The following is a 12,266-nucleotide window of genomic DNA, read 5'->3' as shown; positions in this document are numbered from 1 at the left end:
AGTAGCTGATCATTTATCAGAAGTCATATTGCTTTATTCTATTAAATTGATAGTTGATAAAAATATCATTAATCAATAATAGTAATAATCAAAACCGGATAATACTAAGTTCGTCCGGCTTTGATGAATTATGCAATATCATTAAAATAGTTTATTTAACCTTTTCGATTTTGGTCTTCTGTTTCACGGTAGAAGTAGAGCCAATTGAGGCACAGATAATGCAGAAAAGGGCGAGCCATTGCGTCGTAGTTAAGTACTCATTCAGGAAAATGATACCTGACAAGGCACCTAATGCAGGTTCCAGACTCATTAAAGTACCAAATGTTTTGGCAGGTAAGCGGGTAAGCGCAATCATTTCCAGTGTATAGGGAAATGCAGTCGACAAAATGGCAATCCCCAAAGCAACGGGCAACAATGAGACATCAAACAGGAGTTCCGGGCCGGTTTGGATTAGTCCCACTGGAAAGAAAATCAAGGCAGCAACTAATGAGCCGATCGAAACCGTTGCAGCACCATAGCCCGCACCAGCACGTTGACCGAAGATAATATAAAGTGCCCAGAAAACCCCGGCTCCTAATGCATACAAAATACCGATAGGATCAAGTGTGCTGACGTCATCCCCGATAGGTAACAGAAAACCTAATCCGGCAATGACCAAAGCGATCCAGAGAAAATCCAGTGGACGACGTGAGGAAAACATGGCAACAGCCAGAGGGCCGGTAAATTCAAGTGCAACGGCGATACCAAGAGGAATTCTGGAAAGTGCCATGTAAAACAGATAATTCATTCCACCGAGTGAAATGCCGTAGGCAAGGAGAGGTATGATTGATGACCGCTGAAATTTCAGACGCCAGGGCTTAAAGATCAGAAATAAAATCACTGTTCCCAGTGCAAGTCTCAGAGCTGTTACACCAGGAGCACCAATGACATGAAATACTGTTTTGGCTAAAGATGCACCAGCTTGAATTGATGTCATTGAAAATAATAATAAAACGATAGGAAGCAGAGGGAAAGATGCCGCCTGATGTTTGGAAAGAGACATTTTCAGAAAACCTCGATTACAACATGTTATTTAGGAGCGTTATCTTCGCAGCGAAATAATGAGAACTCAACTGTATTATGTGTTGTATGCTCATTAAGCTAACGTATAATCAGAAATTAAAAAAATAATAATGTGGAGTTTAGACATGAAAGAGACTGTAGTGACGAGTTCATCAGAAAAAAATGAGGCAATAAAGAGCATTGCGGTTTATTGTGGTTCAAGCTTGGGAGCATCTGAAATTTACAAAGAGAATGCCATTATTTTTGCAAAAGAGCTTGTTAAACGTGGTATTACTTTGGTGTATGGTGGTGCCAGTGTAGGAATTATGGGAACAGTTGCAGATACGGTATTACACGAAGGAGGTAAAGTTATTGGTGTAATTCCGGCGTTGCTGGAAGAACGTGAAATTTCTCATAAGAATTTATCTGAACTTTATATTGTGGAAACCATGCATCAGCGTAAAAATAAAATGATTGAACTTGCTGATGGTTTCGTTGCATTGCCCGGTGGGTTTGGCACATTGGAAGAATTCAGTGAAGTCTTTACGTGGAGTATGATTGGCCTTAACAGTAAACCATGTGGTATCCTGAATATTAATAACTTTTATGATCCTCTGATCTCTATGATTAATAAAATGGCGGATGAGCGTTTTTTACAGGAAAAATATCGCAATATGGCGATTATTGAGAAAAATCCTACCGTATTACTTGACCGTTTTGATCATTATGTAGTGCCTTCAATAAAAACTTACAATTAATACTGATATCAGGAGCACAGGTATGATAATAAGAACAGCCTCTATGCAGGATCTTGATGCTATTTCATCACTCTACAATATATTATTCAGTGAAATGGCTGCATTGCAGCCAGACCGATTGAGAGATGTGGAACAGGATAGAGAATTTATTATTTCCAGTATAAATGATGATAAATTTTATTTATTAGTTTCAGAAGATGATAATGGTAATATTAAAGGCTTCTGCATTGCACAAGAAAATAAAACACCGCCATTTAACTCTATAATACCGAGAACTTATTGTTACATTATTGATTTAATTGTCAGTCGGGATGTCAGAAGTCAGGGCATTGGTCAACAATTATTAGCAGAAATAAAAAAGTGGGCGAAGGAAAATAATCACACCCATTTAGAATTGAATTTTTTATCAGAAAATGTTGCAGCGACGAGATTTTATGAAAGGGAAGGTTATAAAGAAATTAGCAAATTAATGGCTATTACATTGTGATTCAAAGGGAGAGCAGGTTTGTTTTAGTAAAAAAATTGTCGGTTTCGCTATGTACGAACGTTGTGTGAATGAAGGAAAACCGAGTGAGTATAATCTTTATCGCATGATGATCGACAAATTGTATCAAAATAAGGGAATCGGCAGTGTTGCTATGCAATTATTGCTGGATGAAATGAAACAACAAACAGATTGTCACAAAATATCTGTTTGTTATGATGAAACGAGTGAGCGACACCGCAAATTCTATCAACGTTTTGGCTTTACCGAAGTGGGTTATTGTGATGAGTATGAGGAAATGTTAGCAGAACTCATTGTAAAAAAGGAAGTTTAGCTACTCATCAAAGGGAGAAAATATTTCCCATATGATTAACGTTGTTAACGGATGTTATAGATAAATTAATAATTCTGGAGCTTGCGAAAAGAATATTTGTCTGCCAGAATTTAAAATAAATATGGCGGCAAGTTTATTTGGTGTATCCTCAATCTCGTTAAGTCAAAATATGATAAACCTCCAAACTTCTGTGGTGAAATAATGAAAATAGGGAAACACTTTAGTAATAGCTTTATTCTTAAATTACTATTGTTTATTATGATTGCCGGTTTGGGATTGAGAGTACCGATATCTTATATCCCACCTATGTCACAGGAAATCATCGACGATTTAAAAATAAGTCATTCTACGTTCGGTTTGATAACATCGCTGTCACCTTTATGTTTTTTTTTATTCTCTCCCTTAACTCCTTATTTTGAAAGTAAAATAGGTTTATATAAAACCTTATTGATGACATTTATCGTTGCTATTGCTGCTTATTTTTTAAGGTTGAATAGCTCTCTGATATTACTGTTGACTTCTACAGTAATGTTTGGGTTTGCCATCGCACTGGGAAATATTGCATTACCTTCATTCTTTAAGAGTTTGGGGAGTAACAGGGTCGCTCTTTTATCATCATCTTATACGGCTTCTCTGTATTTGGGGCCAGCAATGGCAACGGGCCTCACTTTACCTGCTAAGCATATTTTCGGACTTTCTTGGAACGCAGTATCCTGGGTTTGGATCTTGATCCCGATATTCTCATTACTCTTGATTCTGTTATTTTCTGATAAAAAATCCCAAGTTTCAGACAATAACCCACATTCTTCCAGTAATCATGATGATAAACCAGTTAAAAACATCAATCCGTGGTCAAGTATTCCATGTTGGGTGATGGCTGTTTATTTTTCAATTTTATCGCTTAATTTTTACATCATTACTGCCTGGTTTCCCGAAATTATCAGTTCTTATGGTTTAGGCCAGACTGAAGCGGCATCCTATGCCGCTCTGTTCTCGCTGATTGCGATACCTTTTGCAACATTAACGGCATTTTATATCTATAAGATAAAAAGACAGGAGATAATGTTCATCATTAACCCAATTATTGGTATGTTGGGGATTGTACTATTCGTTTATGGTCAGAAGAGTCTGATTCCTGTTGCGGTAATGATCATGGGAATCGGTGCGGGTATCTGTACAGGAGTTGCCTTTTTACTGCCGTTGTTGCGTTTCAATCATACCGCCAATGTTACAAGAGCAAACTCAATGATACAGTCAATTGGCTATTTGATTGCGTTTTGTGGCCCGGTTGTTTCTGGTTATATCCATGATTTAACCTCCTCATGGAGTATCGTTATGTGGATGCTTTTCATTATTCTGGGGATACAGGGGATCTTAGGTATAGTAATTGGAAAAAATGAGAAGCTTGATGCCAAGTAGTATCAATGATTAGCGGTTATAAAAACCGCTAATCATATATTCTATGGATTGCAAATGCAGACAACAAAACTGCAATTTGAAAGACGACAGATAGAGAAGAGCTTATATTTCAACAACCATTCCTGTTTCTTGACCATATATACTACGTATATAACCTTTAGCTATCTGTTCTCCTGTACAAGTTTCCTGTCCGGGGAAGAACCGGGCATAACTGGTAAATGATTCATCCAGTAATCTTGGGCTAACGACGTTGATTCGGATATTGGTGATTTCAGTTGCTGCCGAGCGGACAAAAGCATCAATAGCACTATTGGTTACAGCAGTTTGTGAACCATTGGGTGACATTATTTTGCCGACAATACCGGATGTTAAAGTGATTGAGCCGCCGGGTTTAACGTATTGCAAGGCACGGAGGGCAACGTTGATCTGACCCAGTGCTTTATTCCTGATACTTTCCTCATAGTCACTCAGCTTTTCTGGTTTTGTCCAGTTGGTTTTACCGAATGCACAAACAATAGCTTCAAACATTTTATTTTTAGATAAAAAACTATCTAATTGTTGAGTATCGAAAACATCAAGCGGGTATTCAGATGAATTACGGCTGGCTTGAAGAATTTCAAGATCTGTAAGGTTATCAGTCAGCAATGGATGATATTTTTTAATATTACTGATAATGTGCTTTCCTATATTTCCTGTTGCTCCTATAACTAATATTTTCATGTTAATGACTCCGTAATTTAATTAGATTAGTTCACGCCGGATAGAATAATGATTATTTAGTCTTAGAGTGTAACTCAGCCCTATATTCTTTCAAAACCTCATCAATAACCCAACTGGTTCGTGAAGCGGATATGCCATTAGAAGGGCAGATATCTTTTCCCTGTAATTGATGCACAATTGTCTGGATTAATGGCATTTGAATGTGTGTGGGATTTTCAAAATGGAACTGATGCAGTGTATTGTTTTCATCGTAATATGAAATTGGGGAATTACCGAATGTTGCAAAGGTTATTTTGCCTTTTGTACCAACAATTTCTACTTTATCTTCACGAGAGCTGGCAACAAAATTCCAGATACCCACCCCCTGAATCTGATTTTCAAACATAAATGACATTGAAACACAATCTTCTGCCGGATAGGCTTTTGCCTGTGAATTAGAGTGCCCTTTGACTGAAATAATTTTTCCCAGAAGAAAATCCAATATATCCAGTGTATGGCAAGCTAAATCAACAAATAATCCACCACCGGATATTTCTGGTTTTACAAACCAGGGGAGATTATCAGGATCCAGATAACGGGATTCCATTTCTCTGAATAACTGACAGACCACAATACGTGGAGTGCCAATTGCACCGGAATCAATTAGTGATTTTATTTTGGTAAATCTCGGCAAGGCTCTGCGATAATAAGCCACGAATAATGGCACATTATGAGACTGGCAGGCAGCAATCATTTCATTGCATTCTGAAAATGTCAGAGCCATTGGTTTTTCTACATAAACTATTTTGCCAGCCTCAGCAGCTAATAAAGTATATTCTTTATGAGTAGAAGGGGGAGTTGCAATGTATACTGCATCAATATCAGGGTCGTTAACCAGCAATTTGGCATCAGAATACCATTTGGAGACATTATGTCTTTTGGCAAAATCTTTAGCTAAATCTGCATCGCGCCGCATAACGGCAATTAATTCTGAATTTTCCAATTTATAAAAAGCAGGGCCACTTTTTACCTCTGTTACATTACCACAACCAATAATACCCCATCTGGTTTTTTGCATTTTATTTTTCCGGTATATCAAATTGTTAATCCGTAAAATTCCTTTCCAGTCTATAATACCCCCTTGCTTTGTTCTATGCTCTTTGTTCGGTAATTTATATTTTTACATTAGAAAAATTTATTTTCCTGATTTCAGGGGGAGGACATTGATGGCGTGACTTTTGAAATGATAGACTTTTTGAAATGAGCGTTTGAAGTAGTTATGGAAACATACTGGCGATACTTTTTGCTTGTTGTGGCATAATAGATAACTATCAATTTTTCCAAATTCCTTTTTTATTCACTATAAGAGCAAACGTTGTGTTAAGTACAAACAACATTACTATGCAGTTCGGCAGTAAGCCTCTGTTTGAAAACATTTCTGCCAAATTTGGTAACGGTAACCGCTATGGCCTGATTGGTGCCAACGGAGCGGGTAAATCGACTTTTATGAAAATCTTGGGGGGAGATTTAACACCGACCTCCGGCAATGTCAGTCTTGATCCGAATGAACGCTTAGGTAAATTGCGTCAGGATCAGTTTGCTTTTGAAGAGTACACTGTATTGGATACAGTCATCATGGGGCACACGGAATTGTGGCAGGTGAAACAGGAACGTGACCGTATTTACGCCATGGCAGAAATGAGCGAAGAAGATGGTTATCGTGTTGCTGATCTGGAAGTCTCTTATGGTGAAATGGATGGCTACAGTGCGGAAGCTCGTGCCGGAGAATTATTGCTTGGTGTTGGTATTCCGGTAGAACAGCATTATGGTTTGATGAGTGCAGTTGCTCCGGGTTGGAAATTACGTGTTTTGCTGGCACAGGCGCTATTTTCTAATCCTGATGTTCTGTTGCTTGATGAACCAACCAACAACCTGGATATCGATACTATCCGTTGGTTGGAACAAGTACTGAACGAGCGCGACAGTACGATGATTATCATTTCCCATGACCGCCATTTCCTGAACACAGTGTGTACTCATATGGCTGATCTGGACTATGGTCAATTGCGTCTGTTCCCCGGCAATTACGATGAATACATGGTGGCGGCAACTCAGGCACGTGAGCGTTTGCTGGCAGATAATGCCAAAAAGAAAGCCCAGATTGCTGAATTACAGGCATTTGTCAGCCGTTTTAGTGCTAATGCCTCTAAATCTAAGCAGGCAACTTCACGTGCCCGTCAGATTGATAAGATTCAGTTAGAAGAAGTAAAAGCTTCCAGTCGCCAGAATCCATATATCCGCTTTGAGCAGGAGAAAAAACTGTTCCGTAATGCGCTGGAGTTAGAAAGTCTGACTAAAGGTTATGATAATGGGCCATTATTTAAAAACCTGAATCTGCTGATGGAAGTTGGCGAAAAAAATGGCGGTGATTGGTGAGAATGGCATTGGTAAGACAACACTGCTGAAGACTTTGATCGGCGAAGCTGAACCAAACAGCGGTACGATTAAATGGTCTGAAAATAGCACCATTGGCTATTATGCACAGGATCACGCCAGTGATTTTGACTGTGATTTGACTGTATTTGAATGGATGAGCCAGTGGAAGCGTGAAGGCGATGATGAACAGGCGGTACGTAGTGTGCTGGGACGTTTACTGTTCACTCAGGATGATATCAGGAAAAAAGTCGGCGTATTGTCTGGTGGTGAAAAAGGCCGGATGTTGTTTGGCAAGCTAATGATGCATAAACCAAATATTCTGGTAATGGATGAGCCAACCAACCATTTGGATATGGAATCTATCGAATCACTAAATCTTGCGTTGGAACTCTATCAAGGCACGCTGGTTTTTGTGTCCCATGACCGCGCATTTGTCAGCTCATTGGCCAGCCGTATCCTGGAAATTAAAGCTGATAAAGTTATTGATTTTAAAGGTACTTATGATGAGTATCTGAGAAGTCAGGGGATTGTTGAATAACCTCCGTTTTTTCAGGCCCCGTAGATTAACAACGGGGCCAGTTATTAGCCGTTCTGACATACCTCACACCGGGGATCTTTAGGCAATTTTATTTCACGAAACTGCATCGTCATTGCATCAAACAGTAATACTTTGCCTCTGCCAACTTCTCCGTATTGAGTCAGCAACTTAATTGCTTCCATTGCCTGTAATGAACCAATTGTGCCTACGAGTGGTGCCATGACACCTGCTTCAACACAAGTCAGATTATTTTCACCGAATAATCGGCTCAGGCAGCGGTAGCAAGGTTCCCCTGTTTGATAAGTAAAAACTGATAGTTGTCCTTCCATGCGAATAGCCGCACCGGAAACCAATGCTGTTTTATGCCCATAGCATAATCGGTTGAGTTGCTCGCGAATCGCAATATTATCTGTGCAATCCAGCACAATATCATGCTGACTAATAAGCTGGTCTAAGGTTAGGTCATCTAATAATCCTTCAATGGGATAGATAGCAATGTGAGGATTAATTTCCCGTAGCGTTAGTGCTGCTGAATGCACTTTGGCCATACCAATCCGTTCATCACGGTGAAGGATCTGACGTTGTAAATTAGAGAGGGAAACGGTATCAAAATCTAATAAAGTGATTGCTCCGATACCCGCTGCCGTTAAATATTGGGCGGCTGCACAACCAAGACCGCCCAAACCTACTATCAGCACCCTGGATGATTTCAATTTTTCTTGCCCGTCAAAATCAAAGTGACGTAGAACAATCTGCCGGTTGTAGCGCAGGATCTCTTCATCTGTGAGTTCAATAGTCATTTTCTCAGTTAGTCACTGGTTTTCATTTATTTATTGATTTTTCAGCAAATGGTTGAAAAATTCTATCTGCACGGTTTCTCCGGTCGCAACAGAACCTCGTTCCCGCTCCAGTACGATAAAGCAATTGCCGAGGCTATATGAACTGAAAATATGTGAACCTTGATGCCCGGTGCTTCGAACTTCTAACTCACCTTGCTCATTGAGTGCAGCGATCCCACGCTGGAAATCCAGCCTGCCGGGAGATTTTTTCAAAGGTGTTATAACTTTGGCACTGAGTCTCATTGGTGGTTGCCATGCTGTAAAACCCGATAAGTGTGCAATCAAAGGTTGTACTAATTGGTAGAAAGTCAGCACAGCGGATACCGGATTACCCGGCAAACCACAGAACCACGCATTTTTCAGCTTACCAAAAGCAAAAGGTTTACCGGGTTTAATCGCCAATTTCCAGAAGCTAATTTCACCCATTTCATCCAAAACCTGTTTAGTGTAATCAGCTTCACCAACGGAAACCCCGCCGCTACTGATAACTAAATCTGCGAGTTCATTGGCTTGTACAAAAGCGTGACGCAGAGCGTCAGGATCATCAGGAATGACACCGAGATCAATAACATCACAACTCAATTTTTCCAGCATCAGACGAACTGCAAAACGATTGGTGTCATAAATTTGCCCTGCCTGCAATGGTTCACCAATTGCTTGTAGCTCATCACCGGTAGAAAAAACGGCAACTTTTAATTTGCGGATCACATCAACTTGCGCAATCCCCAGAGAAGCAAGCAGAGGTAATTGTGCGGTAGAGAGTTTAATACCCTGTGGCAGGACTGCTGTATTTTGGGCGATATCTTCGCCGATGGTACGAATGTTTTGCCCCTGATGGGCAGGGTACGTAAACCGAACGCCTGATTCAGTAACTTCTGTCTGCTCTTGCATAACGACAGCATCAGTACCGGCGGGGATCGGGGCACCTGTCATAATACGAATGCAAGTACCTACAGGCCATTCCCTTTGAAATGGTATACCCGCCAGTACTTTTCCTGCGACGGGTAAAACTTGAGTATCGTTCAGGTCAGTAAGGCGAATAGCATAGCCATCCATTGCTGAGTTATCAAAAGGGGGAATGTTAATGGGTGAGATAATATCTGTAGCAGTAATACGGCCTGCTGATTGTGTCAGGTTAATTGTTTCTGTTTCGGTAAGAGGAGCGGTTTGTGTCAGTAGTTTTTCCAGCGCCTGTTCGAGTGAAATTAAACCTGAAGTATAACAATGATCCATGGAAAGCTCCCAATGTGCGGCAAATGGCATGACTGCATTATGGCAAATATCCTTTTAATGGGGAATTGCTTGGCACATTCCTTCTATGCACCATTAAATCACCTCATTATCAGCAGGAAAAGAATTTAGATCGTTTTAGCAGGGCTGGAAGAGAACCCCTGTTTGATAACTTCAGTTGTTTACGGTTAGATAAAGACTACATCATATGTTTTCATATTATGTTGAGAATATAGGTATGCTGTTCAACCAGAGTACCGTTTACAGTAACGATGGGTATGATTAGTGACTAAGAAAAGATGTATATTACATTCATGATTTGCTATAACTAAATAATGATAATTAAAACATTTAATTAAATAAATAATTAATCACTATGAGCAATCAAATCATCACACCAGGCAGCCGTAATTATCAAGCTATTCAGATTGCATTGAGCGGTTTTCTCGCTTTAGTTGTTGCAATGGGAATAGGACGCTTTACTTTTACTCCACAAGTTCCATTGATGATCGCAGAATCACAATTCACTCTGACACAAGCAGGAATTGTTGCTGCGTTTAATTACCTTGGCTATTTTGCTGGCTCTTATGATGCAATGCGGGCACGGCAGTTTGTAGAGTATCGTTTGTGGGGCGGACTGTGGGGGGCGGTAATTATTACACTTCTGTCAGCCTTACTGGATGGCCCGGTATTACACAGTATTGCCCGTTTTTTTATTGGCTGGGCGAGTGGCTGGACATTGGTGTTAGTGGCAGCATGGGCGAATGATGCACTGGCAAAACTGAATCGTCCGGGGCTAAGTGCGGCTGTCTTTGCAGGCACCGGAATTGGAATTTTGATCAGTGGCGCACTAGCGGTGGGGATTCAGTCGTGGGGAATGAATGCTGCTCAGGCATGGCTTATTTATGGCATTCTGGCCTTGTTGTGCAGTATTTATGCTAGTCGTCATTTGCCGCGTCGTGGTGAATTACAACGCCCACAAACGGCTATCCAAAAACTGATGTTGACTCCAGAAATTAAACGGTTGCTATGGAGTTACAGTCTGGCGGGATTTGGCTATATTCTGCCTGCCACATTCCTTTCTCAAATGGCCTATGAACGTTTTCCCGGCAGCCTGTTTGCGCAATTTGTCTGGCCGATATTTGGGGGCGCTTCTGTCATTGGTATTGTACTGGGAATTCTGTTAAGTCATGTATCGACAGCTCAAGTTCGTTTAGCGATCACACTCTGGCTTCAGGCACTCGGAATATTGATAGCCGAGGTAATGCCGGGGATCAGCGGCCTTGTCATTGGGGCGTTGTTGGTTGGTGGTGGTTTTATGTGTGTGGTGCAACTGGCTTTACTGTATGGGCGTGAATTAGCACCTAATCATATTCATTATATGGCGGGATTATTGACCACAGGTTATGCTGTGGGGCAATTGGTCGGGCCGATGTTGTCCGCTATTTCAACATGGCTGACCGGTAAACTAGAACCTGCTTTATATATCGCATTTATTGGCTTGGTTATTGCCGGATTGTTGGTGTTTAATCGTAACAGGATTTGTCGGAAATAATCCTGATTTGGTGCATTGATGCAATGACGGTATAGTTATGAACCTAATCCAATGGATTTCAATATGCGCTGATAAAAATGCGGTTTGAAAGACGACGGATGACGGGGAAAGCTATTCAATATTCGGTATAGCTATATTTGGCGTAGCTATATCCGAAGCAGTTATGCACAGTAAAAATGTGAACAGATGTCCCATCAATAGATATCATGTAAGCAGATACCCATCATATAACGGAAGTATTACTCTTGGAGAAATCAATGTCATCCTTAAGTACAGAAGCCGCTCTGGTGCATTCGGCACTGGTTGCTCATGGTCTTGAAACCCCATTGCGTGAACAGATTTTAGAGCCTGAAGTACGTAAAGCACGCATTGAGGAACACATGACAGAAATTATGAAACTGTTAAACCTCGATTTGAGCGATGACAGTTTGGCTGATACGCCAGGCCGTATTGCAAAAATGTATGTAGATGAAATATTTTCGGGTTTGGACTACAGAAATTTTCCGAAAATCACTTTGATAGAAAATAAAATGAAAGTCGATGAGATGGTGACAGTAAGAGATATCACGCTGACCAGTACCTGTGAACACCATTTTGTGACTATCGATGGAAAAGCCACTGTAGCTTATATTCCTAAAGATAAAGTTATTGGATTATCAAAAATTAACCGCATTGTGCAATTTTTTGCGCAACGTCCCCAAGTGCAGGAACGTCTGACACAGCAAATTTTAATTGCGCTACAAACTTTGCTTGGGACAAATAATGTTGCCATCTCTATTGATGCTGTCCATTACTGTGTAAAAGCCCGTGGTATTCGTGATGCAACCAGTACCACAACGACGACTTCTCTTGGCGGTTTATTTAAGTCCAGTCAGAATACACGACAGGAATTTTTGCGAGCCGTTCGCCACTTACACTTATCGTGATACATCT

Annotated in this window: 11 protein-coding genes and 1 pseudogene; 7 read left to right on the top strand and 5 right to left on the bottom strand. The window is 40.5% G+C overall.

What is annotated here, in order from left to right; genetic code table 11:
• Positions 1–151: 151 nt before the first annotated feature.
• Positions 152–1,042 (bottom strand): threonine/homoserine exporter RhtA, encoded by an 891-nt coding sequence (gene rhtA, locus BDD26_RS18485; protein ID WP_038264370.1) that lies wholly within the window; start codon positions 1,040–1,042, stop codon positions 152–154.
• A 145-nt stretch (positions 1,043–1,187) separates the two neighbouring features.
• Between rhtA and BDD26_RS18480 the strand changes: the two genes are divergently transcribed.
• The 4 genes from BDD26_RS18480 to BDD26_RS18465 all read left to right on the top strand — a co-directional run bounded on the left by BDD26_RS18480 (position 1,188) and on the right by BDD26_RS18465 (position 4,036).
• The gene (locus BDD26_RS18480) at positions 1,188–1,799 is read left to right on the top strand and encodes an LOG family protein (protein WP_051502341.1); all 612 of its coding nucleotides are present in this window, start codon (positions 1,188–1,190) and stop codon (positions 1,797–1,799) included.
• Between the two features lie 22 nt (positions 1,800–1,821).
• Positions 1,822–2,286: a GNAT family N-acetyltransferase gene (locus tag BDD26_RS18475; protein ID WP_115827384.1), complete on the top strand. Its 465-nt coding sequence runs from the start codon at positions 1,822–1,824 to the stop codon at positions 2,284–2,286.
• A 34-nt stretch (positions 2,287–2,320) separates the two neighbouring features.
• Positions 2,321–2,617, top strand: coding sequence for a GNAT family N-acetyltransferase (locus tag BDD26_RS18470; protein WP_342353484.1), 297 nt, complete (start codon positions 2,321–2,323; stop codon positions 2,615–2,617).
• Positions 2,618–2,818: 201 nt separating this feature from the next.
• Complete coding sequence (locus tag BDD26_RS18465) at positions 2,819–4,036, top strand: MFS transporter (RefSeq protein ID WP_038264377.1); 1,218 nt, start codon at positions 2,819–2,821, stop codon at positions 4,034–4,036.
• 102 nt (positions 4,037–4,138) lie between these two features.
• Here BDD26_RS18465 and BDD26_RS18460 read toward each other — a convergent pair whose 3' ends face one another.
• Positions 4,139–4,756, bottom strand: a complete 618-nt coding sequence (locus BDD26_RS18460) for a short chain dehydrogenase (protein WP_115827382.1) — start codon at positions 4,754–4,756, stop codon at positions 4,139–4,141.
• A 52-nt stretch (positions 4,757–4,808) separates the two neighbouring features.
• Positions 4,809–5,813: a Gfo/Idh/MocA family protein gene (locus tag BDD26_RS18455; protein ID WP_115827381.1), complete on the bottom strand. Its 1,005-nt coding sequence runs from the start codon at positions 5,811–5,813 to the stop codon at positions 4,809–4,811.
• A 323-nt stretch (positions 5,814–6,136) separates the two neighbouring features.
• Here BDD26_RS18455 and BDD26_RS18450 point away from each other — a divergent pair.
• Positions 6,137–7,709 (top strand): annotated as a pseudogene (locus tag BDD26_RS18450) (ABC-F family ATPase).
• 44 nt (positions 7,710–7,753) lie between these two features.
• Here the strand turns inward: BDD26_RS18450 and moeB are convergent.
• Both moeB and moeA read right to left on the bottom strand, forming a co-directional pair.
• A complete protein-coding gene (gene moeB / locus BDD26_RS18445; RefSeq protein WP_115827380.1) occupies positions 7,754–8,509 on the bottom strand; it encodes a molybdopterin-synthase adenylyltransferase MoeB in 756 nt (251 codons plus the stop codon).
• Positions 8,510–8,539: 30 nt separating this feature from the next.
• Positions 8,540–9,781: a molybdopterin molybdotransferase MoeA gene (gene moeA / locus BDD26_RS18440; RefSeq protein WP_115827598.1), complete on the bottom strand. Its 1,242-nt coding sequence runs from the start codon at positions 9,779–9,781 to the stop codon at positions 8,540–8,542.
• Between the two features lie 373 nt (positions 9,782–10,154).
• Between moeA and BDD26_RS18435 the strand changes: the two genes are divergently transcribed.
• Together BDD26_RS18435 and folE are read left to right on the top strand one after the other, a co-directional pair.
• A complete protein-coding gene (locus tag BDD26_RS18435) occupies positions 10,155–11,333 on the top strand; it encodes a YbfB/YjiJ family MFS transporter (RefSeq protein WP_115827379.1) in 1,179 nt (392 codons plus the stop codon).
• 257 nt (positions 11,334–11,590) lie between these two features.
• On the top strand, positions 11,591–12,259 hold the full coding sequence (folE, locus tag BDD26_RS18430; protein ID WP_038264398.1) for a GTP cyclohydrolase I FolE: 669 nt from the start codon (positions 11,591–11,593) through the stop codon (positions 12,257–12,259).
• Positions 12,260–12,266: the final 7 nt, after the last annotated feature.

This window comes from Xenorhabdus cabanillasii (genome assembly GCF_003386665.1).
GTDB classification, from domain to species: Bacteria; Pseudomonadota; Gammaproteobacteria; order Enterobacterales; family Enterobacteriaceae; genus Xenorhabdus; species Xenorhabdus cabanillasii.
The sequence above is the reverse complement of the archived record's forward strand: the minus strand, read 5'-3'. Positions and strand labels throughout refer to the sequence as shown.